This is a genomic window from Kitasatospora sp. NPDC059160, assembly GCF_042755465.1.
Taxonomy (GTDB): Bacteria; Actinomycetota; Actinomycetes; order Streptomycetales; family Streptomycetaceae; genus Kitasatospora.
In genome coordinates this window covers 1-21661 of record NZ_JBHZCN010000102.1, presented here as the reverse complement: position 1 = coordinate 21661, position 21661 = coordinate 1, and the positions used below count along the sequence as shown (strand labels likewise).

The following is a 21661-nucleotide window of genomic DNA, read 5'->3' as shown; positions in this document are numbered from 1 at the left end:
CCCGGTCGTACAACCAGGGCTGGATGACGGCGCCCGCACCCGTCGTTACGATCTTGGGCCATGCCCACCACACCGACGCCCCCGCTGCTGCGGCGCGTCCCGCCCGAGGCCTGGGTCGCCCTCGCCTGGTGCGTGGCCGCCGCCTACCCCGCCGTGCTGCTCGGCGGCACCGCCCGGCTGCATCGGGGCGCCGCCCTGCACGGCGGCCTGGCCTTCACCCTGGGCGACACGGCGGTGGCCTTCCTCGGCGCGGCGCTGGTGCGTCGGCTGCCGGTGCTCTCGGTCGCCCTGCTGCTGTTCGCCACCTGGATGGAGACCGACGGCTTCTCGGCCCAGGCCCAGGTCTCCCCGGCCGCACTGCTGGCGGTGTACGTCGCACTGTTCCTGATCACCGCCCGCTGCCCGCGCCGCAGTTCGCGCGCCGCCTTCGCACTGGCGGCGGTCTTCCTGGTGCTGCACATGGGCCTGGTCCACGGCAACACCGTCGGCATCTTCACCGGCACCCACATCGGCGAGGCGGACGGCGCCGCGCTGCTCGCCCTGGTCGCCTGGCTGGCCGGGCGCTCGGTGCGGCAGAACCGGGAGCACGCCGAGACCTTGAGCAGCCGGGTGGCCGCCGAGGCGGTGACCGCCGAACGGCTGCGGATCGCCCGGGAGATGCACGACACCGTCGCGCACAGCATGGGCATCGTGGCCCTCCAGGCCGGTGCGGCCCGCCGGGTGATCGACCGCCGGCCGGAGCGGGCCAAGCAGGCCCTGGGCGAGATCGAGGCGGCCGGCCGGGAGACCCTCGCCGCCCTGCGCCGGATGCTGGTCGCGCTGCGCCAGGCCGACGGCGAGGTGTCCGACACCGTCCCGGCGGGCCTGGCCGACCTCGACCGGCTGGCCGCGGCCACCACCGCGGCCGGGGTGCGGGTGGAGGTGCGGCGCACGGGCGAACCGGGGCCGCTGCCACCGGAGATCGACCTCTCGGCGTTCCGGATCATCCAGGAGTCGGTGACCAACGTGGTGCGGCACGCGCGGGCCGCCGAGTGCCTGGTGACCGTCGACCGCAGCCGGGCCGAGGAGCTCCGGGTGGAGGTCACCGACCGGGGCCGGGGCCACGGCGACGCGCCCGGCAGCGGCTTCGGCCTGGCCGGGCTGCGCGAGCGGGTCGCCCTGCTGCACGGCGAGTTCGAGGCCGGGCCGCGCCCGGACGGCGGCTTCCGGGTCGCCGCCCGGCTGCCGGTCCCGCTCCCCGAGGGGGTGACCGCGTGATCCGGGTGGTGCTGGCCGACGACCAGCCGCTGGTGCGGGCCGCGTTGGAGATGGTGATCACCGAGACGACGGACGTCGAGGTGGTCGGCGAGGCGGGCGACGGCGCCGAGGCCGTCCGGCTGGCCGCCGAACTGCGGCCGGACGTCGTGGTGATGGACATCCGCATGCCGGGCACCGACGGCATCGAGGCGACCCGGCGGGTGACCGCGGCGGGCGGGCCGACGAAGGTGGTGGTGCTGACCACCTTCGACGAGGACGAGCACGTGTACGCGGCGCTGCGCGCCGGGGCCTCCGGCTTCCTGGTCAAGGACATGGCGCTGGACGACATCCTCGCCGCGGTGCGGGTGGTGGCCGCGGGGGAGGCGCTGATCGCCCCGAGCGTCACCCGGCGGCTGATCGGGGCGTTCGCGGCCCAGCAGCCGAAGCCCGCACCGGCCGCCGCCGCGCGGCGGCTGGAGGCGATCACCGAGCGGGAGCGGGAGATCCTCACCCTGGTCGGCCGGGGCCTGTCCAACACCGAGATCGCCGCCGAACTGGTGCTCAGCATCGCCACGGTGAAGACCTACATGACCCGGCTGCTCGCCAAGCTGGACGCCCGCGACCGGGTCCACCTGGTCATCCTGGCCTACGAGGCGGGCCTGGTCACCGTCCCCGGCTGACCGGACCCGCCCTTCCGGGGCTCAGTCCTTGACCGCCACGCCCGCGTACATCGCGATGTCCCGGTCGCGGACCGCCGGGGCGTGCGGGTCCGGCCGCCAGTGGTGGACCAGGGTGACGCCCGGGTCGAGCAGCCGGTAGCCGTCGAAGAAGGCCTCGGTCTCGGCCCGGTCGCGGATCTGCAGCGGGATGCCCCGGGCGTTGTACTCCCGGCCGACCCCGCCCACCCCGACCGGGTCGGTGTCGCCGGTGAACACGGTGAGGGCGAGGAAGCTGCCGGGCGCCAGCGCGTCCATGAACCGGCGGACGATGCCCTGCGGGTCGTCCTCGTCCAGCACGAAGTGGACGATGGCGATCAGCGAGAGCGCCACCGGCTGCGAGAGGTCGAGCACCTCGCGCAGCCGGGGGTCCTCGATGATCGACTCCGGGTTCCGGAAGTCGGCGTCCACGTAACAGGTGCGCCCCTGGGGCGTGCTGTCCATCAGGGCGCGCGCGTGGGTCAGCACGATCGGGTCGTTGTCGACGTAGCCGACCCGGGCCTCGGGGGCGATCGCCTGGGCGATCTCGTGCACGTTGGGCGAGGTGGGGATGCCGGTGCCGATGTCCAGGAACTGCCGCACCCCGTACTGCTCGGTGAGGTGGCGCACCGAGCGCTGCATGAAGGCGCGGGTGGTCCGCATGGACGTCGGCAGCGCCGGCCAGGCCTGGACGGAGGCGTGCGCGGCGGCCCGGTCCGCCTCGAAGTTGGTCTTCCCGCCGATGAGGTAGTCGTAGACCCGCGCGGAGTGCGGCACGTCCATCCGCAGGTCGATCGAGGGGTAGTGCTCGTCCGTCACGCTCTCGCTCCCCGTTGCTTCGGGCATCCGTCACCGGGCGCCAGGGCGGCCGGTCTTGGTGCGCATGGTAACGGTTCGCCGGTGTGACGGTATGACGAGGGCTCAGGCCAGGGGCGCCTCCGGACTGCGCGCCTCCAGCCCCACCGCCTGCCGGGGCAGCGCCCCCGCCCGGCCGTCCCGCCCGGCCGCCAGCTCCACCGCCGCACCGATCCAGGCCGCACCGAACGCCCAGGTCGCCACCCACTCGCACAGGTAGACCGGCCGCACCGCCCAGTCGGAGCCGAACCCGGACAGCCCCGTCACCACCGCCGCCAGCAGGGCGACCAGGATCAGCACCCCCGCCGCCAGGTACGCCGTCGCCACCCGGGCGGGCTGCGCCGAGCGCGGATTGCGGAAGGAGTACAGGCAGAACAGCGCCAGCATCACGAACAGCAGCCCGGCGAAGGCCAGATGGAACACCCCGACCGTGCGCTGCAACCCGGTCGGGTCCGACGGCGCGGTCGGACACAGCGCGACGCCGAGCGCGAACACCCCGGCGGCCGTGCTCCACCGGTCGTCCCGCCGGTCCAGCCGGTAGCAGATCAGGAACACCCCGAGCGCGCACAGGGCGCCCACGAAGACGTTCCGGGTGCCGCCGTAGTAGGCGGCGCTCATCGACGCGGGCCAGAAGCCGTCCGTGGCCCGCCCGGTGAGCTCGTCCGCCAGCCAGTTGCCCAGGGGCAGGGCCGGTGGCAGCAGCACGCCGATCGCGCCGACGCCGAAGCGCAGGAAGGTGATGGTCCGTTCGTCCTGGACGGTCTGTTGTCGGGACTCGGGGGATGCGACGGTGTTCGCGGCACTCCGGTCGTCGGTCACGGATGCCTCCTCGCTGGTGAGCGCGATGGTTGGCCGTCAACTGGTGTACCCGCAACCGGAGATCGACCCACCACCGAATCGGGTGGTTTGGCGCTTCTCCACCACGCGGCGTCAGTCCACCAGGAGGCCTCGGCCGAAAGCGCCGCCTCGGCCGAAAGCGCCGCCTCGGCCGACAGCGCCGCCTCGGTCTACAGCGCCGCCTCGGCGCCGGGTTCGAGGCGGAACTCGGCGTCGTCCGCGTCGTAGTCGTAGAGCTCGCCGTAGCGGCCCCAGTCGATGGCGGTCTCCAACTGGCGCCGGGCGTCCGCGGTGTCGTAGCCGGACCGCAGCAGGTCGAGGAAGAGGTCCTCGCGGAGCTTGTGGTCCCGGGTGGCGGCCAGGGCCTGGACGACGGCGCGCACCAGCGGCGCCCGGCGGGCGGCCTGGCGGGCGAACAGCTGCTTCCTGGTGAGGATGTCGGCGGCGGCGAACTCGCGGCCGGCGGCCGTGATGGCGAAGCGGCCGTCGGTGGTGCCGGCGAGGTCGAGCAGGACGGCGGCGTCGACCAGCGGGAGCAGGTCGTCGACCTCGAAGTTGAGCTCGTCGGCGATCTCGGCCAGGCCCTCCTCACCGCCCATGGCCAGCAGGATCTCCAGCAGGCCGGCCAGCCCGCCGACGGTGGCGGGCGGCAGCGGGGTGGTGATCGGGGTGACGGCCGGTCGGGCGGCGGGTTCGGTGGCGGGCTGCTCCTCGCGGCCGGTGAGGATGCCGTAGACGGTGTCGACCAGGGCCTCGAACTGGGGGGTGCGGCGGTCGCGCGGGCGGGGCAGGTCGACGGTCAGCTCGGAGCGGATCCGGCCGGGGTTGGAGGACAGCACGAGGATCCGGTCGGCCAGCAGCACCGCCTCCTCGATGTTGTGGGTGACGATCAGGATGGACTTGACCGGGGCCCCGCGGCCCTCCCACAGGCCGACCAGTTCGTTGCGCAGGTTCTCGGCGGTCAGCACGTCCAGGGCGGAGAACGGCTCGTCCATGAACAGCGCGTCCGGTTCGACCACCAGGGCCCGGGCGAAGCCGACCCGCTGGCGCATCCCGCCGGACAGCTCCTTGGGGTAGGCGCCCTCGAAGCCGTCCAGGCCGATCAGGTCGATCGCCCGCAGCGCCCGCTCGCGCCGCTCCTCCTCGCCCACCCCGCGTGCCTGGAGGCTGAGTTCGACGTTCTGCTGGACGGTCAGCCAGGGCAGCAGGGCGAAGGACTGGAACACCATGGCCACCCCCGGGCTGGCGGCCCGCAGCGGGGTGCCCCGGTAGGTGACCGTCCCGGAGGAGGGCGCGATCAGCCCGGCCAGGCAGCGCAGCAGGGTGGACTTGCCGGAGCCGGACTTGCCGAGCAGGGCGACGATCTCGCCCTCGGCCAGGTGCAGGCCGATGTCGTCGAGCACCGGCAGGGCCCGTCCGTCCGGGGTGGTGAAGGTCTTGGTGACGGCGGAAGCCTCGACGATCGTGGCGCGGGCGGGGGCGGCGGTCATCGTGCGGAGTCTCCTCAGAGGGCGTAGCGGGTCTCGGAGAGCCGGTAGAGCCGGCGCCACAGCAGCCGGTTGAGCGCGACGACGTAGCAGCTCATCACGCTCACCCCGACCAGGATCCTGGGGAAGTCGCCGGTGCCGGTGGCGTCGGCGATGTACGAGCCGAGCCCGGTGGCGGTCAGGTGGTGCGCGCCGTAGTCGACCACCTCGGCGACGATCGAGGCGTTCCAGGCGCCGCCGGCCGCGGTGATGCCGCCGGTGACGTAGTACGGGAAGACCGCCGGCAGGACGAAGGCCCGCCAGCGCAGCCCGCCCCGGACCTGGAAGCCGGTCATCGCCTCGCGCAGGTCGCTGGGGATCGCGGAGGCCCCGGCGATCACGTTGAACAGGATGTACCACTGGGCGCCGAGCGCCATCAGCAGCACCGAGCCGAGGTTCAGCGAGATGCCGAGGGCGACGAACGCGGCGGTGGCGAAGGGGAACAGGAAGTTCGCCGGGAAGCTGGCCAGCACCTGCACCACCGGCTGGGCGAAGCGGGTGACCTTCGGGTTCATGCCGATCCACACCCCGACCGGCACCCAGACGGCGGTGGCCGCCACGAGCAGCACCAGCACCCGTCCGAAGGTGGCCGCGCCGAGCGCGAAGGCGTGGCCGAACTCGCCCAGGCCGACGGTGGTGCGGACGTAGTCGAAGGCCTTCCAGGCGCCGAGGACCACCACGGCGGCCACCGCCCCGGCGAAGAACACGTCCCCGGTGCGCTCCCGGGAGGCGGGCCGGGCGAGCGGGTGCTCGGCGAGGCCGAACACCCGGGTGGCCCGGTCCAGCGCGAGCCCGACCGGCCGCAGCGGGCGGGCGGCCAGCTCCGGCAGGCTGGAGCGGCGCAGCAGGTCCAGGACGAGGCTGCGCGGCCGGTCGGCGGCCTCCGACTCCTCCACCCGGAAGCGTTCGGACCAGGCCGTCATCGGCCGCCAGAACAGCACGTTGACGCCGATCACCATCACGACCATCACGCCGATCGCGATGCCGACCTGGCCCAGGTCGCCGTTGCCGATGGCGGTGGCCGCGTAGGAGCCGATGCCGGGCAGCGCGTAGCGGTGGTTGAGCACGCTGATCGACTCGGAGGCGGCCAGGAAGAACCAGGCCCCGCCGAAGCTCATCATCCCGTTCCAGACCAGCGGGATCATGCCGCTGGGCACGTCCAGGCGCCAGAACCGCTGCCACTTGGTCAGCCGCATCACCCGGGCCGCCTCGTCCAGTTCGCCCGGCTGGCTGACCAGGGAGTAGTAGAACGCGAAGGTCATGTTCCAGGCCATCGAGGTGAAGATGGCGAAGACCGACGCGCATTCGAGGCCGAGGGTGGAGCCGGGGAAGAGGTTGATGAAGGCGGTGACGGTGATCGACAGGAAGCCGAGGATCGGCACCGACTGGAGGATGTCGAGGACCGGCAGCAGCACCTTCTCGGCCCGCCGCATCCGGGCCGCGGCGGTCGCGTAGACGAAGGTGAACAGCACCGAGGCGATCAGGGCGACGAACATCCGCAGCAGCGAGCGCACCGCGTAGAAGGGCAGCTGGGCGGGGTCGGTGGAGACGGTGGCGGGGGCCTGGTCGGGCAGGAACGGGGCGTCGAGCGAGGGGGCGAGCCGCAGCAGCCCGTACAGCCCGGCCACCAGGGCGGCGGCGACCAGGACGTCCACCCAGCGCAGTCCGGGGCGGCGCCACACCCCGCGGGAGGGGAAACCGCCGTCGCCGCCGGTCACCCCTACCACCGTCCGTCCGCTCGTCCGCCCTGCCGGGGCCGACCGCGCCGGTCCGACCGCGCACCAGCCTCGCGGCGGACGGACCGGCCCGCCACCGGAGCGCTGCTCAGGGGTGGCGGGCCGGGCGCGGGTCGGGCGCGGGGCTCAGCGGGCCGCGTCGGGCGGGGTCAGCCGGTCGGGGCGCCGGCCCGTTCGACGAGTGCGTTGAGCAGGGCCGCGCCGCGCTCGGCGTCGTCGACGCTGATCACGAAGTCCGTCCCGCGCCTGGTGCGGACCACCAGGCACTCGCCGGAGCGCAGGAAGACGCTGGTGCCCCCGCGGAAGACCCGGAAGCCCCAGCCGCCGGCCTGACGGGCGTTGAGCCGGCCGACCCGGGCGGAGGCGATGTCCTCGGGGGCGAGGTGCCGGGCGGGCAGGCCGAACGGGCCGAAGCCGACGTGCAGGCCGTCGTCGCCCACCCGGACCCGGACCGAGGAGCAGAGCAGCAGGGCGAGGGCGCCGAGGCCGAAGAGGACCACCGACGCCCAGTCCACGGACTCGGTGCGCCCGGCCGCGGCGAGCAGCAGGCCTGCCGCCGTGAGCAGGCCCATCAGGGCGGCGACCACCTGCATCCAGTGGTTGGAGGCCCGGGACAGCCACACCAGCCGCTCACCGGCCCGGAGTTCCAGCACCGGGGCGCCGGGCCGGGCGGGCCCGTCGGCGGCCGGCCGGGTCGCCAGCCAGGCCAGCACGCCCGCCAGGCCCGCCGCGAGAGCGATCAGGAGCACCTCGATGCCCATCGGCGCGGCGTCCTGCCAGCGGGCCCGGTCCAGGTTGGCGCGCACGACGGAGGCCTGCGCCCCGCTCAGCAGCACCCCGGTGGCGGCCAGCACCGGAGCGGCGGCGCCGCGGGCGGGGCCGGGCCGGAAGCGCAGCGCGGTGGCCAGACCGGCCGCGACCAGCAGCCAGACGACGGCCGGGAACAGTGCCGCGGCCGTCAGCGGCATCGAGCCGTCCGGCCGGCTGCCGCTCCAGTGCGTGGCCACCTGCTCCGGCAGCCGGTCCCGGGCGGTCAGCGGCAGTGCCACCAGCAGAGCCGTCACGCCGAGGATCCAGACCCCGGCCCCCCACAGCGCCGTCCGGCGCACCGGCCGGTCCGGGGCGGGTTCCCCGGCGGCTGCTTCGTCCTTCACGACATCCCCCTGATCAGATCCACGAGATCGTTCCTGCTGTAGCCGGCCTCGGCCGCGTCCGCGACCAACTGCCGTACCCGCTCGACCAGTTCGCTACGGGTGTCGGCATCCGTGGCGACCGTGATGCCCCGGCCCCGGCGGAACTCCAGCACCCCCTCGTCGCGCAGGGCGCGCAGCCCGCGCAGCACGGTGTTGGTGTTCACGCCGAGGGCCCGGGACAGCTCCCGGGCGGGCGGCAGCTTGTCGCCCGGGGCGCACTCGCCCTCCGCGACGGCCCGTCTGATCGCGCCCGCCACCTGCTCGTGCAGGGGGCGGGCGTCGCCAAGGTCCAGCTTCAGCAACATGGTGCTAGTGACGATAGCACCATTCGGTCATGGTGCCACCGACCGCGCAGGGACGGACGGTTCAGGGGACGTAGAGGCTCTGCGCGCCGGTGACCCGGGTGTCGTCGCCGGCCGCGACGGTGTCGAGGACCTCCCCGCCGCAGTCCGCGCCGGAGTGGATCTCCACCGCCCGGTCGGTGAGGTTGTCGATGATGCTGCCGCCCTCGTCCAGGGCGTAGCAGCCGGAGGGATCGGTCTGGATGGTGCCGTTGATGGCCAGGTCCCCGGTGGCGGCGGCGGCCGGAACGGCGGTCAGGGCCAGGGCGGCGGCGGTCATCAGCGGGAGGCCGAGGACGGCGCGAAGAGTGATGGTCATGCCGGATGCATAACCGTTCGAGCGGCGCGCCTCGCCGGGAAGGACCGGGTTGCCCCCGGAGGGCGCACCGGACGGTGGGGAGCGCCGATCCGTGTGGCGGGGAGCGCCGATCCGTGTATGGAGTCCGTACGGAACGCCGTCCGGGGCGTCAGGGAGGCGTCAATGGGCGCCGGGCGGGCGGCCGGGAGGCGATTGGGTGGGGAGCGACGGAGGACCGAACCACACGAGGACGGATCATGCACGGCGACGGACGGCACCAGGACGGCACGGCACCCAGGGTGGTGGTCGGGGTCAGCGGGTCACTGGGCAGTCTGGCCGCGCTCCACCGCGGCCTGGCCGAGGCCCGCGACCGCGGTGCGGTGCTGTGGCCGGTGCTCGCCTGGGAGCCGCCGGGCGGCGAACACGGCTACCGCCGCTCGCCCTGCCCGCAGCTGCTCGCCGCCGTACGGGAGGCCGCCGAGCGGCGCCTGGACGAAGCCCTGGAGGCGGCCTTCGGCGCGGACGGCCCCGACGTGCCGATGCAGCCCGTGGTGATCCGCGGCGAGAGCGGCCCCGCCCTGGCGCACGTCGCCGACCGGCCGGACGACCTGCTGGTGCTCGGCCGCAGCGGCGGCCCGCTGCGCCGCCGGCTGCGGCGGTCGGTGTCCGCGTACTGCGCCCGCCGGGCCGGCTGCCCCGTCCTCGTCGTCCCGGTGCCCGAGCTGCTGCACGACCTGGAGGCGCTCCACCGCCGCACCCGCTGGCACCTGCCGGTCGCCCCGGCGCCCGAACCGCTCGCGGCGAAGGGCCGGTGACGGGTGCGGATGTACTCGGCGCGCCCCGGCGGCAGCCGCTACCGGCCGGTGCTGGACCGGCTCCCGCCCGGCACCTCCGGCACCACCGCCCTGCTCGGCGGCGGGCTGCTCGCGCTCGCCCTCGGCCGGGCCGGCGCCCTGCACTCCGGAACGCCCGCGCTCGCCGCCTACCTGGCGCTGTGCGTCCTGGTCGGACACTTCTCCCGCCCGTGGGCCGCGCCGCTGGTCGGCCTGGCCGCCTGGCTGTGCTGCAACGCCTTCGCCGAGCACCGGCACGGCGAGCTCGGCTGGTCCGGCACCTGGCCCGAGACCTGGCACTACGCGGCGTTCACCGCCGCGGCCCTGCTGCTCCCGCTGCCCGCGGCGCTGCCCCGCCGCAGGGTCCGGGTGGCACTGCTGCGCCCGGACCGTACGGTCTGAGGCGCCCCGTGGACGGCCCACCCCCTCCCCGGGGCCGGGCTGCCGCCGAACCCCCGGGCCCCGGCCGGTACTCCGGAGCCCGCGGCGACCGGTGGAGGACAGGTGAAGGACGGGGCGCCCCGGTGCCCCGCGGTGGAGTGGCCGACGTTCGGACCGCGGGCCCGCCGCCCGCAGCGGCCACTCCACCGCCCCTCCCGCGCACCGCTCCCGTTCCGTCATGTGCTGCGCGCCGTGGCCGAGTTGGTGCCCCCACCCTGGTGGCCGAGGGCAAGGACGCGGAGGATGTCCGTATGCGGATGACGAACGCGGACCGGCCGAGGAGCGTGACGGGCGAGGACGTCGGGGCGACGGCCCGGCTGCTGGCCCGGGCCTTCGGCGACGACCCGATGATGCGCTGGTTCTTCCCCGAGGAGGCCACCCGCCCGGCCGCACTGGCCGGCTACTTCACCACGCTGCTCACCCGGCAGTACCTGCCGTACGGGGTGTGCGAGCGCACCGGGCAGGCGGCCGCGTTCTGGGTCGCGCCGGAGGCGCAGGAGAAGGCCGTGCCGGACGAGGGGACGGTCCGCGCGCTGGCCGCCCTGCTCGGCGACCGGGCCGACTGGTTCCGGGACTGCGTCGAGGCGGCCGCCGCGAACGCGCCCCAGGAGGCCCACTGGTACCTGGCGGTGCTCGGCACGGACCCCGCCGCCCAGGGCCGGGGCCGGGGCGCCGAACTGCTCCGCGCCGGTCTGGCCCGGGCGGACGCGGCAGGGCTGCCGGTCCACCTGGAGTCCTCGAAGCGGGAGAACCTCGCCGTCTACCGGCACTTCGGCTTCGAGGTGCTGGAGGAGGTCCGGCTGCCGGCCGACGGCCCGCCCCTGTGGACGATGCGCCGCGCGCCGCGCGTCTAGGGCCTGTCCGGCGGATCTTGGCAGATCAGCGCGCGGCGTTGGGCGCCCGGCTGGGCGTGCGCCCGAGTCGGCCTCGTACTGGACGTACTTGGGCGATTCGGGCGTGCGTCCAGGCGGGATGCCCGGCGTCGCGCGCCTGGCAAGATCCGCCGGACAGGCCCTAGGTCAGCCCTGCGGCGGCCTGGCGATGCGCAGCCCGGCCCGACCGAGTTGTGCGGTGATGTCCGAGAGGTACTGCTCGGCGTCGGCCACCGTGGCGATCCCGGCGGCCCGCTGGCGGATCCGGTCGTGTTCCTGCGGGTGCAGGCGCGCCTCCTGGATCGCGGCCGTCTCGACGAACCCGCGCAGCGTCGCCGTGACGGGCCGGCCGGGATCGGCCGGCCCGGCGGCCTCCGCCTTCCAGGAGACGCCCGACTCGGCCGGGTCGGGCAGGGTGCGGGGCGCCTCGCGCGGGGCGTCGGCGGAGAGCAGGTGGAGGAAGTCGTTCGCCCGGGCGTCGCGGTCGGTGAGCGGGGCCAGTCCGAACAGTCGCTCGACGGTGGCGAGCAGCGAGCCGTGGTCGTACTGGGTGTGGTCGATCAGGTTGCAGTTCCGCCCGTCCGTGCCGCCGTCCGTGCCACTGCCCGTGCCGCCGTCCGTGCTGCTGTCCGTGCCGGCGGGCGCGGCGGCCGGGATCCACGGGGAGACGACGACGGTGGGCACCCGGACGCCGAGCCGGTCGAAGCGGAAGCCGTGGGCGCTGTGTTCCGGGTCGGTGCGGTCGCCCGGCGGGACGGCCGCGGGCGGCGGCACGTGGTCGTAGAAGCCGCCGTGCTCGTCGTAGGTGATGACGAGCAGGCTGGACTCCCAGAGCGGCGAGCGCCGCAGCCCCTCGTAGACGGACTTGATCAGCGCCTCGCCGTCGGTCACGTCGTCGAGCGGGTGCTGGCTGTTGCCGCAGCGGAAGTCGCCGCCGTGGGTGAGGACGTGGCCGTAGTTCGGCTCGATGAAGGTGTAGGCGGCCGGGTACGCGGGGTCCTGGAGGTGCTCCGCCAGGTCGTCGAGGTGGTGGTAGTGCTCCACCGTCGTCGGCAGGTCCATCCCGGCGAGCGCGCTGACCTGGGGGAGCGCGTCCCCGGCGTAGACGCGCCACGGGAGGCCCTTGCCGTCCAGGGCCTCGTAGAGCGTCCCGTGTTCGAAGGTGTAGCCGCTCAGCTTGGACCGGACGGTGTCGACCGGGTCGGGGCTGTGGTCGAGGCCGGCGGAGCTCGCCGCGTGCAGGAAGAAGCGGTTGGGCCAGGTCGGCCCGGGCAGGGCGGAGAACCAGCGGTCGCAGACGGCGAACTCGCGGGCCAGGGTGCTGAGGACGGGGAGCTGGTCGGCGGTGAAGCAGGCCATGACGGCGCCGGGGTCGGCGAGGGCCTCGGCGTCATGGCGGCGGCCACGGACGTGACGATCCGGGAGTAGGCGTCCAACGGCGATTCCGCCCCGGGCGCGCGCTCGGGGCCGGGGATGGTGTCGGTCAAGGGAGTTCACCCCTTCCGGAGGTCCGGGTCCACCCGGTAGCAACAACGCGGCGCACCCGGGCCTTCCGTCTGCCGGTGCACCGGGCAGGGTATGACGATCATAGGAATGACTTTCGATCGGGCGGGGAAGATCGCCTTCGGTGCGGCGGTGCACTGCTCCGTGCCGGGTCGATCCTGACGCCTTCTTGACGTGCGGAAAATAGCAAAGAACAAGCAAAGTAGGCGTATCGTTCAGGCAAAGCCGCATCCGTGGGAGGGGTTCGATGGAGACGTCCGAGCTGGAGTCGAAACGGCAGCCGCAGGGCGGGACCGGCGCCGACGGGCCGGACGGCGCTTCCGCCGCCCTGCTCCGCCCCACCCGGGAGGCGCTGCTCGCCCGCCGCGCCCACCGGGCCCCGCGCTGGAAGCGACTGCTGCCGCCCGGATCCGCCGGGCGCTCGGCCTGGATCCGTCTGGAGGCGGACGCCCAGGCCGAGCGCCTCGGCCGCCGCACGCCCGGCACCGAGCACGTCCTGCTGGCCCTTCTCGCGCTCCACGAAGTGGCCGGGAAGGAGCCGGAGTTGGCGCCCGAGGCGAACGCCGGTGAGCTGCTCGCCGGGCTCGGCCTCGACTACGCCCGGGCCCACGCCGCCCTCGACGCCGGACAGGTGACGCTCCCCGCCGACCCGCGCTCGGTCGAGGCCTACCTGTCCGGCGGCGCGGCGGACGGCGGCGCCGAGCCGCTGCTGAGGGTGCTGCTGGCGGAGGACACCCGGGCCCGGCGCCTGGTCGAGGCCCTGCGATCATGAGAGCCGCTCCGCGCCGCTGAGGGCCGACGGGCGATGACAGAGGAAGGACCCCCGATGCACGTCACCCTCGCCGAGGAACTGGTGCTGCTCTCGCTGGACGACCGGACCGGCGCCCCGAAGGAGGGCGTGAACACCGCCTGGGCCGCCGCGGGCGGCCTGTTGGCCGAACTGGTGCTGGCCGGGCGGGTCGACGTGGCCGACGGCCGACTCGCCGTGGTCGACCGCACTCCGACCGGTGACCCGCTGCTGGACGGCCGACTGGAGCGCCTCGACGAGTGGGTCGGCACCAAGCGACCGGGCAAGGCCAAGGCCGCGGACTGGCTCACCAAGGACCGCTCCACCGTGCTCCGGGACACCGAACTGCGCCTCTGCGAGCGCGGCCTGGTCACCGAGGAGCGGCACCGCGTCCTCGGCATCTTCCCCGTCCGGCACTACCCGGAGGCCGACGGCAGCGTGGAGCGCGCCCTGCGCGAGCGCCTGACCGCCGTCGTCCTGGACGGCGCCGAACCGGAGCTGCGCACCGCCGCCCTGATCGCCCTGCTGCACTCGGCCAAGCTGCACCGGCTGGCCTTCCCCGACCTGCCGCGCAAGCAGGTCGAGCCGCGCTTCGCCGAGATCGCCGCGGGCGACTGGGCGGGCGACTCCGTCCGCGAGGCGATCAAGAACATGCAGCTCATGATGGCCGCCGTGATCGCCGCGACCACCGCCGCGACCGCCGCGACGGCCTGAGAACACCGGGCCCGCGGGGCCCGCCGGGCCCGCGCCCAGGCTCAAGCGGGGCGGTCGAGGCGGTGCTCCCACCGGAGGGCGCCGTCGTCGCCGATCCAGTAACGGTGTGCCCTGCTGGTGATGTGGATCCGTACGGCGGTGATGTCCGGACCACCGGCGCCCCGCCAGGCGAGAAGAGCCCGCTCGACGACGTCCCACAGGGTGACGGGACCACCCTGGCGCACCGTCCACGCCCCGCCTTCGTGGATGAACTCGGCGAAGGACTCACGCGTTGGGTCGAAGAGGTACAGGAGCTGTGCGCCGTCGGCCGCCGTGGCCTGGACGAACTGGGCTCCGGGCGCGGCGAGTTGGGCGAGGAAGGCCGGCATCCACTCGCCGAGGATCGTCGGCGGCACCTTGGCGGGCCGCTCGCTCTCGGGAAAGGCGGTGCGGGCGGACAGGTCGCCGGCGATCGGCGCGGCGGCCTGCGATCGCGCCTGCATGAACGAGGAGCGGTCGACGATCCGGCCCTCAGCGGTTCCGTCGCCGTTGACCACGACCTTCGCCAGGCCGGTCCCGTACCCCCAGGAGCCGACCGTCGCCAGGACGATCCCGCCCGGCCTGGTCTGGCGAATCCAGGTGTACGGGATGCGGTTGACGGCGCAGGTGGCGATCACGCGGTCATAGGGAGCGCGGCGAGGATGCCCGAGGAGCCCGTCCCCGACGACGGTCCAGGTCGAGAAGCCGACCGCTTCCAACGCCGCGTCGGCGCGCGCCGCGACGTCCGGATCCACCTCGACCGTTGTGACGTTGTCCTCGCCCAGGCGGTGGCACATCAGCGCGGAGGAGTATCCCGTGCCGGTGCCGATCTCCAGCACCTGGTGCCCGGCCGTGACGTCCAGGTGCTCGATCATGCCGACCACGGTGGCGGGCATGGTGGACGAGGACGTGGGCGAGCCCGTCACGAGGCCGAGGGCCTGGTCAGCGGTCAGGTGCCCGTCGAGCTGGGTGGTCAACGACTCGTCGCTGTAGGCGATCTCCGCCCAGGCGGTCGGCGCGGTACGCGCTGCGGTGGCGGGCCGCCACCGGCCGCCGTCCTCCGGGAGGAAGACCCCGGGAGTGAGGAACTCCTCGCGCGGGATCGCCTCGACGGCGGCGCGCCACTCCGGAGTCCGCAGGACGCCGGCCTCCTCAAGCCGGTCGGCGAGGGCGCGCCGGTAGGTTGCGGTGTCGGTCATGCCGTCTTCCCTCGTGTCAGCAAATCAGCGAATGCGGCGGACATCTCCAGGCCGGTCTTCTGCTCCAGCCAGCCCCATTGGCCGTTGGGATTCAGCTCCAGCCACCAGTAGTCGCCGGCTCGGTCGACAGCGAGGTCGAACGACCCGGAGACGAGACCGAGTTGGTCCAGGATGTCGTGAAGTGCCTTGTCCAGGCGGCCAGGCAGGTCCACCACCGTGTACGAAAGGGCGGAGTAGTCCCTGCGCCAGTCCAGGAGGTCACAGTCGATCCGGACGGCGAACGTGCGCCGACCGACGACCAGCACGCGAATGTCGGCGGCCTTGTCGATGCGGGCCTGGAAGAGGTGCGGCGTCACCCGCACGCTCTCGTCATGCTCGGCTGCGGAAGCCGGCTCCGCCCACCCGGTGAGCTGCACGCCGTCGCGCTCGTACGGAGTCCACCGCAGCGTCTTGAAGATCACCTGGTCGTGAGCCGTGATGAACTGCCGTGCCTCGTCCGGGTCGTTGGTCACGATCGTCGCTGGAACGGACAGGCCGAGCCGTTGTGCGAGCGCGAGTTGGGCGGGCTTGTAGTCGGCCGCCGCATCGTTCACGGGGTGGTTCACCCACAGCGGCCCGTCCAAGGCGTACAGGATACCTGCGAGCCCGTAGCGAACCTGAGCCGCGGCGAAGCGGGCGTCGTCGTCGCCCAGACCCGAGTTGTGGAAGTCGGGCCAGACAGGGCGGCGCCAGTACACCGCCCGAACGTGGGCCAGGTCAGCGATCCTCGACGGGGTACGAACCTGCCCGGCCACGGGGGCCGGGCAGGTACCGAACCGAGCCGAGACCGTGAGCCCCGCACCAATGTCGGCGGGGTTGAACCTGACCACCGGCACATCACGCCGGTTCAGCTCTGCGATCACCATGTCAGCGGTGACGTCCTCCGCTTCCGTGACCACGAGAACCGGCCTCTCCTCGGTCGTCGGCATCAGTCTTTGGCACTGTCCTGGTCGTGGCCCTGGTCGTTCTGCGAGTCCGAGTTCGTGGTGGTGTTGGTCTCGGTTCCCGTGCCGGTGCCGTGCTTGCCCATCTCGACCACCAGACCGGATCGGTCACGGAACACGCCGAGCTGCGTCCGCCCGTCGATGCTGACCGAGGTGTACGGGAGCCGGGTAGTGGTCGGGTAGGGCGAGAGGCGGCCGGCACCCCACGGCCGGACGGCGGTGGTGGGCTGCGTTTCGGTGATGGTCACGAGGTCTCCTCGTAGTGCGATGGTGGGATGTTCACCGGAATGGGAGGCATCAGGCGGCGTCCCAGTCGACGTCGTTCTTCTGGGTCCAGATCCGCGCCGAGTCGTACGAGTAGAAGTGCAGCGGCTCGGGACGGGGCGGGAGGGCTTGCACCAGGCGGTTGGTCCTGTGGTCCTGGACGGCCCAGACCGGGAAACTGGTGCCGGCCGGGGAGTCGGCGGGGACGATGGTGTACCGGCTCATCTCCGGGCCGCCACCTGGATGAACCCGCCGGCCTTCTCAACCGCCCCGGCGAACTCGTTGTACTCCCCGTCGATGGGGGTGATCGTCGCCCGGCTCGGGACGAGGATCGCGCCGGCCTTCCGGTCCTTGAGGTTCTGCAACGCGGCCTTGAGCAACGGCCGCTCCTCCGGGCTCCTGTCGTTCGCGTGCTCGTCCACGACGGTGAGCGTGATGCCCCAGCCGAAGGTGTCCGCGTACTTCTCGCAGTCGCGCATCTCCCGCTCGGGGAAGGCCGTTCCCGGCTTGGCCAGGTAGACCACGACGTGGAACTTCGGCGGCCTGGTCGTCGGCGCCGACACCAGCTCAGCCACGAGCGGGCCGTCGTCGTCCTCGGCGGGGAGTTTCTGGAGACGCTTCGGGAGGTCGCGCTTTGCGGCAGCACTCATCGTGGGCCCGCTCTCCTTCACTAGGTCCGGTGGGGCGTGAGGAGACCGTAGGAGGGCTGGAACCAGACACTCAACGAGATTGCTGTTTGTTGCGCGACGTCACCCAAGAGAGGCGATGGCGTCGGCGATCAAGGTCCTTGCCTTGACGCCGTACACGGCCAGGGCTTGCAGCTCAGCGAAGATGTCCAAGTACTGGCGCACCTCGCTTGGTGTGGTCACATTGACTGCGGCGGTCACAAGTTCGACTTGTACGCGGGCTTCGTCGTGGACCCGGAAGGACTCCACGGGCCACAGGGTCCGGCGGGCGGCGAACGGGATCACTCCCAGACTGACACGGGGCAGGGAGATCACGGTGAGGAGGTGACCAAGCTGGCCGGCCATGGCTTCTGCGTCGCCGAGTTGGTACCTCAGTACCGACTCCTCAAGGACGAACAGGAAGCGGTGCAGGCCACGGTGGATGATGCCGGCCCGCTCCATCTTCGTTGCGACGGCTTGTTCCATGTCCTCTTCGGAACGGCTTCCGGCCGACCGAGACATGATCGCTCGCACGTAGGCGGACGTCTGGAGGACACCGGGGATCACGTCCGACGTGTAGAACCGGAACAGCTGCGTCTCCGCGTACAGAGCAGCGTAGGACTCTTGGAGACTCCGAAGGCCGGCTGACTTCAACCGCTTCCACTCGATGTACATGGACTCGACAGAGCGGGATGCGGCGATCAGGTCGGCTACCTGATCCTCGGCGCCGCAAGCGGCGCACCACGCCCGGATGTCTGCCTCGGACGGTGCAATCCTGGCGTCCTGGATGCGGGAGGTCTTGGCCGGGTGCCACCCGCAGAGTGCCGACAGCTGCCGGCCGTTGAGCTGAGCATCCAGGCGGAGGTTCCGGAGACGATCAGCGACCGCCTTGCGTGCAGCTTGGGCACTGGACGACGCAGAGGCTGGCGACATATGCAGGTAGCCCGGTATTTCGTGGTGTGGACGGTCAGACAGAGAACTTCTCGTGCGGGATGGCCCGGTCCCACACGGCCTCAAAGGCGGTGGCGCACAGTCGCACCACCTGAGGCTCGGTCCGGAGTTCCTTGGGAGGCTGAGCCCAGTCACCCGCCCCGGTGAAATAGTTGAACTGGACTAGCTTGCCGTCGAACACCCAGAAGTCGTTACCCGGCAGTGCGATGTCGGATGCCAGTCGGCGCGGGAGCCAGCGCACCAGTTCGCCGGATGCAAGGTTGACGTTCGTGCCGCCGTGCTCGTACCGGATATAGTCGGTCACCGGCTCCGAGACGATGCGCGCGCGCCGAATGACCACGCCACGGTCAACCGTGGCCCGGATCATCTCCACCCAGTCACGCCAGTAGTCCGAATTCGGGTTGTTGTCGCGTTCCCCGGTGCGAAGCCAGCGCGCGAAGCCCGACGACTCATCGCCGACGCCGTAGGCGTCACGCATCTCCAGGTGTACGGCCGACTTCGTCGTCTCCCTGAGCAGGGTCTCGAAGTCGGGCACGTTCGATTGCATCGCAGGCCTTCCTGATGAACGGGATCATGCTCTCGGGGATGCTGATGACGGACTCGTGGAATGGCACGCCGACCCTGTGACCGGCAACCCACTCGGTCTCGTTGACCTCGGCGAAGTCGTCCCCGATGAGGGTGTAGCTCTGGATGACGAGCCGACGCTGAGCCAGGTCCGCCCACACGGTGGGAGAGCCCTCCTTCTCGGTGTCAGGGTCGATCCCGAAGAACTCTAGGCTCATGGCCACTTCTCCTGTCATGCCGCTTGCGGGATCTTGCGTGGCTACACGCTCTCATCGTGTTGCGTACGTGTAGTGGCTGTCAGCGTTTTGGTCAACTTGGTGAGCCTCGGTCGGTTCGGTCGAGGGGCTTGAGCGTCGCGGAGTCGGCCAACTTGTCTGGGAAGGAGGGTTGTTGCACTTGGTCCGCCCCGCTGCTCGGCGGGGCGGACCCCGGCGGTCATGGGGTCAGAAGTCCCCCGCCTTGACCCCGGCGACGAACCCCGCCCAGGCGTCGGCGGAGAAGATCAAGGAGGGCCCGTTCGGATCCTTCGAGTCACGTACGGGAATCAGGCTGGAGGCGGCGAAAGAGCGGGAGAATTCGATGCACTCCCCACCGCTGCCGTTGCTGTAGCTGGACTTTTCCCAGGCTATAGTTGGCGCCGCGCTCACTGGTCGAACTCCTTCATGATTCCTCGCATCATCGCGAGTGATTCGTTCGGATGACGTGCTGCCGCCCGAACCGAGATCGAGGCGGCAAGGCCTGGGTCACCCGACCACCATCGCGCCCAGGGGCTGACGTGCCGGGCTCGCCCCGCCGCCCGGCGGGGCGAGCCCGGAGCTTCACTGTCAGAAGTTCCCGGCCTTGATTCCGGTGACGAACGCGGTCCAGGCGTCGGCGGAGAAGAGCAGCGACGGTCCTTCGGGGTCCTTGGAGTCGCGGACGGGAACGAGGCCGTGTGCGGCGGCGGTCCGTGAGAATTCGAGGCACTGTCCGCCGTCCGAGCCGCTGTAGGACGACTTCTCCCAGTGGGTGCCTATGTGATGGCGTAGCCGGCTCATAGCAGATGCTCCTTACGTACCTGGTCGATGAGGGTCAACGAGTCGTCAGGGGCCAGTGCGTGGGCGCGCAGCCTGTCGCAGTTCTGCGAGAACCTGGTGACCAGCTCGCTTGACCGATACATCTTCCCGCCCTGCGGGTCGCCCGCGTACAGCACGGTGGGTGCTGACTCGAAGGTGAGCAGCGTGAACGGGGTCGTGTGGGCGGCAACTGCTCCCGCAGAGAACGGGATCACCTGAAAGTCGACGGCCGGGGACTCCGCGGACCGCAGGAGGTGCTCCAGTTGTGCTGCCATGACCGACCGGCCGCCCACCAGGGTTCGCAGGCACGCCTCGTGGAGGACCACCCACAACATGGGGGGATCCGGCTTCTCCAGAAGCTTTCGACGAGCCATGCGGGCCACCACCTTGCCGTGTACCACCTCTGGCGACTCGCGCGGGTGCCCCGCGCGGAAGATGGCTCGTGCGTAGTCCTCGGTCTGGAAGATTCCCATGATGCTGGTGGCCGAGAAGTCGAAGATCCCGGCCGAGGTCCATTCCAGCTGGAGGTAAGGAACGAACCACGGGGGACTTTCGCTCTCTGCGATCCCCTCGCGGAGGCGAGTGAAGAGGCCGTGAGTCTGAAATACGAGATCGCACTTCTGAGCGAATCTCTCCGAGGGCATCATGGTGCCCTTCTCGACCTTGCTGACGTACCCCTCGGAATAGCCGGTCGCCATTCCTAGGCCTTTTTGTGTGATATTGCGACCGCGTCGGACCTCTCTGACTTCATGGCCGAAACGCTGCAGCGGAGTCAAGTACTCGGGTCGTTCGTCCCTGGTCACCCGTCTGACCTCCCACTTGTGCAGCACACGCATGTGATGGGCGCATCGCCGGACTTGACTGACTCATAGTCAAGTCACTCCAGGGTAGCGCGTTTGTGGTGGAGTGACGGAAGAACCCGGCGACCGCTTGCACGGTCCCGGGGCGTGGCCAACCTGGGCGAAAGCAGGCTGACATGGACGACTTCATCGAATCCCGCCTCGGTGGGCGGATCTACCGGGTGTGGATCTTTCTCCGCTACCAGCCGGGCGACTGGTGGTTCGTCCACATCAGCCAGCGGCCGGTTTCGCGTCGGCTGCGCGCGAGGCGACGCGCGCTCCGGGCGGAGCGGGCGCGGCAGGCCAGACGGGGAGCTGTCATCCGGTCGTGGGCGCGGTGACCGAGCTCAGAGCACAGCGGCACCGAGGGTGATCGAGGCCAGCACCATCAGCAGGCCCAGCGCGACAAAGCCGTACTCCAGCCGTACCCGCTCCCGCCCGTCCACCAGGACCTGCCGGGGGTCTGCTGGGTCGTAGCGCACCGGAATGTAGCCGCCGTCGGGCAGGGGGTGGCGGGCGGTGGACGGGACGGGGGAGAACACCTCGACCACCCGGCCGTCCGCGGTCTCGAACTGGAGCAGCGGCCGCGGCGGCAGCGCCCGGTCCTCCGGCGTCGCGACGCGGGACCGTACCAGGGCCGGGACCGGCACCCCGACCCGGCGCAGCCGACGCAGTTCGCGCAGCCCGACCACTCCGGCGAGGTAGGCGACCACGCCGCCCAGCGCCCCGAACACCACCACGGCGAACCCGGCCGTCCCGCCCACCGCACGCCTCCCAGCCCAAATACCAGCCCGAATGCCAGCCCCGAGACTCCCCGAACTCCCAGTATCGCCGAGGGCGGGCGGTCCTGACCCCCAGGAATGGTTCAGTCCACTGCGGGCCTGCGGCCGGAGTACCGTGGAAGGCGTCGAGGCATCACTGCCGTCGGCGGATGCCGCAGGTGTTCCCGGTGCGTGACACGGTCGGCGGCCCGGGCTTCTCAGGGTGCTCGGCCGCCGGGCGGCTGTGCACGGCCCGGGTGCGGCGGACCTGATGACCGGAGGCGCCGGTGGCGCATGCGCGTACGTTCCCGGCCGATGACGCCCGGCAGAGCCCGGTCGGGGCCGTCGGCAAGGTGACGGTGCCCATTCCGCTGGACGGTCCGGGCGAAGTGCTGGTGGCCCTGAGAGGGTGTTCGGTAGGGGAATCCCCCCAACTGTCCGGCTTTCACTGGCGCGGCACGGACTCGGTTCCAGGATCCCGTAGCGGCCGGGCCC

28 protein-coding genes and 1 pseudogene are annotated in these 21661 nt (G+C 72.2%); 8 read left to right on the top strand and 21 right to left on the bottom strand.

Going from position 1 to position 21661, the window contains the following annotated elements:
- Positions 1-60 precede the first annotated feature (60 nt).
- Both ACFXOZ_RS33365 and ACFXOZ_RS33360 read left to right on the top strand, forming a co-directional pair.
- Positions 61-1257, top strand: a complete 1197-nt coding sequence (locus ACFXOZ_RS33365; RefSeq protein ID WP_380593674.1) for a sensor histidine kinase — start codon at positions 61-63, stop codon at positions 1255-1257.
- Positions 1254-1916, top strand: coding sequence for a response regulator (locus ACFXOZ_RS33360; RefSeq protein ID WP_375884428.1), 663 nt, complete (start codon positions 1254-1256; stop codon positions 1914-1916). Before ACFXOZ_RS33365 ends, ACFXOZ_RS33360 begins: the two co-directional genes overlap by 4 nt.
- Before the next feature lie 21 nt (positions 1917-1937).
- Here the strand turns inward: ACFXOZ_RS33360 and ACFXOZ_RS33355 are convergent, their stop codons facing one another.
- From ACFXOZ_RS33355 to ACFXOZ_RS33325, 7 genes are all read right to left on the bottom strand, one after another.
- Entirely contained in the window at positions 1938-2777 is an 840-nt protein-coding gene (locus tag ACFXOZ_RS33355) for an SAM-dependent methyltransferase (RefSeq protein ID WP_375884430.1), read from the bottom strand.
- A gap of 75 nt (positions 2778-2852) precedes the next feature.
- Positions 2853-3605 (bottom strand): hypothetical protein, encoded by a 753-nt coding sequence (locus tag ACFXOZ_RS33350; RefSeq protein WP_380522719.1) that lies wholly within the window; start codon positions 3603-3605, stop codon positions 2853-2855.
- A gap of 188 nt (positions 3606-3793) precedes the next feature.
- On the bottom strand, positions 3794-5113 hold the full coding sequence (locus ACFXOZ_RS33345) for a nitrate/sulfonate/bicarbonate ABC transporter ATP-binding protein (RefSeq protein ID WP_380593673.1): 1320 nt from the start codon (positions 5111-5113) through the stop codon (positions 3794-3796).
- Between the two features lie 14 nt (positions 5114-5127).
- Positions 5128-6867: an ABC transporter permease gene (locus tag ACFXOZ_RS33340; protein ID WP_380593672.1), complete on the bottom strand. Its 1740-nt coding sequence runs from the start codon at positions 6865-6867 to the stop codon at positions 5128-5130.
- Positions 6868-7034: 167 nt separating this feature from the next.
- Positions 7035-8039, bottom strand: a complete 1005-nt coding sequence (locus tag ACFXOZ_RS33335; RefSeq protein WP_380593671.1) for a DUF1648 domain-containing protein — start codon at positions 8037-8039, stop codon at positions 7035-7037.
- Positions 8036-8383: a GntR family transcriptional regulator gene (locus tag ACFXOZ_RS33330; RefSeq protein ID WP_375884444.1), complete on the bottom strand. Its 348-nt coding sequence runs from the start codon at positions 8381-8383 to the stop codon at positions 8036-8038. Before ACFXOZ_RS33330 ends, ACFXOZ_RS33335 begins: the two co-directional genes overlap by 4 nt.
- A 61-nt stretch (positions 8384-8444) precedes the next feature.
- On the bottom strand, positions 8445-8738 hold the full coding sequence (locus tag ACFXOZ_RS33325) for a hypothetical protein (RefSeq protein ID WP_380593670.1): 294 nt from the start codon (positions 8736-8738) through the stop codon (positions 8445-8447).
- A 236-nt stretch (positions 8739-8974) separates the two neighbouring features.
- Here ACFXOZ_RS33325 and ACFXOZ_RS33320 point away from each other — a divergent pair, with 236 nt between their 5' ends.
- From ACFXOZ_RS33320 to ACFXOZ_RS33310, 3 genes are all read left to right on the top strand, one after another.
- On the top strand, positions 8975-9532 hold the full coding sequence (locus tag ACFXOZ_RS33320) for a universal stress protein (protein ID WP_375884449.1): 558 nt from the start codon (positions 8975-8977) through the stop codon (positions 9530-9532).
- Between the two features lie 3 nt (positions 9533-9535).
- Entirely contained in the window at positions 9536-9952 is a 417-nt protein-coding gene (locus ACFXOZ_RS33315) for a hypothetical protein (protein WP_380593669.1), read from the top strand.
- Between the two features lie 296 nt (positions 9953-10248).
- On the top strand, positions 10249-10845 hold the full coding sequence (locus ACFXOZ_RS33310; RefSeq protein WP_380522729.1) for a GNAT family N-acetyltransferase: 597 nt from the start codon (positions 10249-10251) through the stop codon (positions 10843-10845).
- A 165-nt stretch (positions 10846-11010) separates the two neighbouring features.
- Here ACFXOZ_RS33310 and ACFXOZ_RS33305 read toward each other — a convergent pair whose 3' ends face one another.
- Positions 11011-12222, bottom strand: a complete 1212-nt coding sequence (locus ACFXOZ_RS33305) for an alkaline phosphatase family protein (protein WP_380593668.1) — start codon at positions 12220-12222, stop codon at positions 11011-11013.
- A gap of 391 nt (positions 12223-12613) precedes the next feature.
- On the opposite strand from ACFXOZ_RS33305, the gene ACFXOZ_RS33300 reads away from it, so the two are divergent.
- The gene (locus ACFXOZ_RS33300; protein ID WP_380522711.1) at positions 12614-13138 is read left to right on the top strand and encodes a hypothetical protein; all 525 of its coding nucleotides are present in this window, start codon (positions 12614-12616) and stop codon (positions 13136-13138) included.
- A 54-nt stretch (positions 13139-13192) separates the two neighbouring features.
- A complete protein-coding gene (locus ACFXOZ_RS33295) occupies positions 13193-13867 on the top strand; it encodes a GPP34 family phosphoprotein (protein ID WP_380593667.1) in 675 nt (224 codons plus the stop codon).
- Positions 13868-13908: 41 nt separating this feature from the next.
- Here ACFXOZ_RS33295 and tgmC read toward each other — a convergent pair whose 3' ends face one another.
- From tgmC to ACFXOZ_RS33235, 12 genes and pseudogenes are all read right to left on the bottom strand, one after another.
- Positions 13909-15084: an ATP-grasp peptide maturase system methyltransferase gene (tgmC, locus tag ACFXOZ_RS33290; protein WP_380593666.1), complete on the bottom strand. Its 1176-nt coding sequence runs from the start codon at positions 15082-15084 to the stop codon at positions 13909-13911.
- Entirely contained in the window at positions 15081-16052 is a 972-nt protein-coding gene (gene tgmB, locus ACFXOZ_RS33285; RefSeq protein ID WP_380593665.1) for an ATP-grasp ribosomal peptide maturase, read from the bottom strand. Before tgmB ends, tgmC begins: the two co-directional genes overlap by 4 nt.
- Complete coding sequence (gene tgmA, locus ACFXOZ_RS33280) at positions 16052-16315, bottom strand: putative ATP-grasp-modified RiPP (protein WP_380593664.1); 264 nt, start codon at positions 16313-16315, stop codon at positions 16052-16054. Before tgmA ends, tgmB begins: the two co-directional genes overlap by 1 nt.
- 49 nt (positions 16316-16364) lie before the next feature.
- Positions 16365-16556 (bottom strand): hypothetical protein, encoded by a 192-nt coding sequence (locus ACFXOZ_RS33275; protein WP_375897222.1) that lies wholly within the window; start codon positions 16554-16556, stop codon positions 16365-16367.
- Entirely contained in the window at positions 16553-16981 is a 429-nt protein-coding gene (locus tag ACFXOZ_RS33270) for a hypothetical protein (RefSeq protein WP_380593663.1), read from the bottom strand. Before ACFXOZ_RS33270 ends, ACFXOZ_RS33275 begins: the two co-directional genes overlap by 4 nt.
- A 99-nt stretch (positions 16982-17080) precedes the next feature.
- Positions 17081-17671 carry a DUF5753 domain-containing protein gene (locus ACFXOZ_RS33265; protein WP_380593681.1) on the bottom strand — a complete coding sequence of 197 codons (591 nt, stop codon included), beginning with the start codon at positions 17669-17671 and terminating at the stop codon, positions 17081-17083.
- 48 nt (positions 17672-17719) lie between these two features.
- Positions 17720-17929 (bottom strand): annotated as a pseudogene (locus tag ACFXOZ_RS33260) (helix-turn-helix domain-containing protein); the annotation flags it as partial.
- A gap of 34 nt (positions 17930-17963) precedes the next feature.
- Positions 17964-18494, bottom strand: coding sequence for a DUF6879 family protein (locus ACFXOZ_RS33255; RefSeq protein WP_380593662.1), 531 nt, complete (start codon positions 18492-18494; stop codon positions 17964-17966).
- Entirely contained in the window at positions 18418-18729 is a 312-nt protein-coding gene (locus ACFXOZ_RS33250) for a hypothetical protein (protein WP_380593661.1), read from the bottom strand. The genes ACFXOZ_RS33255 and ACFXOZ_RS33250 overlap by 77 nt, the downstream gene beginning before the upstream one ends.
- A 225-nt stretch (positions 18730-18954) precedes the next feature.
- Positions 18955-19158: a DUF397 domain-containing protein gene (locus ACFXOZ_RS33245; RefSeq protein WP_380593660.1), complete on the bottom strand. Its 204-nt coding sequence runs from the start codon at positions 19156-19158 to the stop codon at positions 18955-18957.
- A 177-nt stretch (positions 19159-19335) separates the two neighbouring features.
- Complete coding sequence (locus ACFXOZ_RS33240; protein ID WP_380593659.1) at positions 19336-19548, bottom strand: DUF397 domain-containing protein; 213 nt, start codon at positions 19546-19548, stop codon at positions 19336-19338.
- On the bottom strand, positions 19545-20369 hold the full coding sequence (locus ACFXOZ_RS33235; protein WP_380397193.1) for a helix-turn-helix domain-containing protein: 825 nt from the start codon (positions 20367-20369) through the stop codon (positions 19545-19547). Before ACFXOZ_RS33235 ends, ACFXOZ_RS33240 begins: the two co-directional genes overlap by 4 nt.
- A 173-nt stretch (positions 20370-20542) precedes the next feature.
- On the opposite strand from ACFXOZ_RS33235, the gene ACFXOZ_RS33230 reads away from it, so the two are divergent.
- On the top strand, positions 20543-20746 hold the full coding sequence (locus ACFXOZ_RS33230; RefSeq protein ID WP_375891691.1) for a hypothetical protein: 204 nt from the start codon (positions 20543-20545) through the stop codon (positions 20744-20746).
- A gap of 6 nt (positions 20747-20752) precedes the next feature.
- Here ACFXOZ_RS33230 and ACFXOZ_RS33225 read toward each other — a convergent pair whose 3' ends face one another.
- The gene (locus ACFXOZ_RS33225) at positions 20753-21169 is read right to left on the bottom strand and encodes a DUF3592 domain-containing protein (protein ID WP_380397197.1); all 417 of its coding nucleotides are present in this window, start codon (positions 21167-21169) and stop codon (positions 20753-20755) included.
- Positions 21170-21661 lie beyond the last annotated feature (492 nt).

Bases quoted from the DNA above. Each gene is read 5' to 3' on its own strand.
- tgmB (WP_380593665.1), bottom strand. From the start codon at position 16,052: ATGCCGACGACCGAGGAGAGGCCGGTTCTCGTGGTCACGGAAGCGGAG.
- ACFXOZ_RS33365 (WP_380593674.1), top strand. From the start codon at position 61: ATGCCCACCACACCGACGCCCCCGCTGCTGCGGCGCGTCCCGCCCGAG.
- ACFXOZ_RS33325 (WP_380593670.1), bottom strand. From the start codon at position 8,738: ATGACCATCACTCTTCGCGCCGTCCTCGGCCTCCCGCTGATGACCGCC.
- ACFXOZ_RS33330 (WP_375884444.1), bottom strand. From the start codon at position 8,383: ATGTTGCTGAAGCTGGACCTTGGCGACGCCCGCCCCCTGCACGAGCAG.
- ACFXOZ_RS33300 (WP_380522711.1), top strand. From the start codon at position 12,614: ATGGAGACGTCCGAGCTGGAGTCGAAACGGCAGCCGCAGGGCGGGACC.
- ACFXOZ_RS33345 (WP_380593673.1), bottom strand. From the start codon at position 5,113: ATGACCGCCGCCCCCGCCCGCGCCACGATCGTCGAGGCTTCCGCCGTC.
- ACFXOZ_RS33295 (WP_380593667.1), top strand. From the start codon at position 13,193: ATGCACGTCACCCTCGCCGAGGAACTGGTGCTGCTCTCGCTGGACGAC.
- ACFXOZ_RS33320 (WP_375884449.1), top strand. From the start codon at position 8,975: ATGCACGGCGACGGACGGCACCAGGACGGCACGGCACCCAGGGTGGTG.
- ACFXOZ_RS33355 (WP_375884430.1), bottom strand. From the start codon at position 2,777: ATGCCCGAAGCAACGGGGAGCGAGAGCGTGACGGACGAGCACTACCCC.
- tgmC (WP_380593666.1), bottom strand. From the start codon at position 15,084: ATGACCGACACCGCAACCTACCGGCGCGCCCTCGCCGACCGGCTTGAG.
- ACFXOZ_RS33310 (WP_380522729.1), top strand. From the start codon at position 10,249: ATGACGAACGCGGACCGGCCGAGGAGCGTGACGGGCGAGGACGTCGGG.
- ACFXOZ_RS33230 (WP_375891691.1), top strand. From the start codon at position 20,543: ATGGACGACTTCATCGAATCCCGCCTCGGTGGGCGGATCTACCGGGTG.
- ACFXOZ_RS33270 (WP_380593663.1), bottom strand. From the start codon at position 16,981: ATGAGTGCTGCCGCAAAGCGCGACCTCCCGAAGCGTCTCCAGAAACTC.
- ACFXOZ_RS33250 (WP_380593661.1), bottom strand. From the start codon at position 18,729: ATGAGCCTAGAGTTCTTCGGGATCGACCCTGACACCGAGAAGGAGGGC.
- ACFXOZ_RS33255 (WP_380593662.1), bottom strand. From the start codon at position 18,494: ATGCAATCGAACGTGCCCGACTTCGAGACCCTGCTCAGGGAGACGACG.
- ACFXOZ_RS33240 (WP_380593659.1), bottom strand. From the start codon at position 19,548: ATGAGCCGGCTACGCCATCACATAGGCACCCACTGGGAGAAGTCGTCC.
- ACFXOZ_RS33265 (WP_380593681.1), bottom strand. From the start codon at position 17,671: ATGTACATCGAGTGGAAGCGGTTGAAGTCAGCCGGCCTTCGGAGTCTC.
- ACFXOZ_RS33275 (WP_375897222.1), bottom strand. From the start codon at position 16,556: ATGAGCCGGTACACCATCGTCCCCGCCGACTCCCCGGCCGGCACCAGT.
- ACFXOZ_RS33305 (WP_380593668.1), bottom strand. From the start codon at position 12,222: ATGGCCTGCTTCACCGCCGACCAGCTCCCCGTCCTCAGCACCCTGGCC.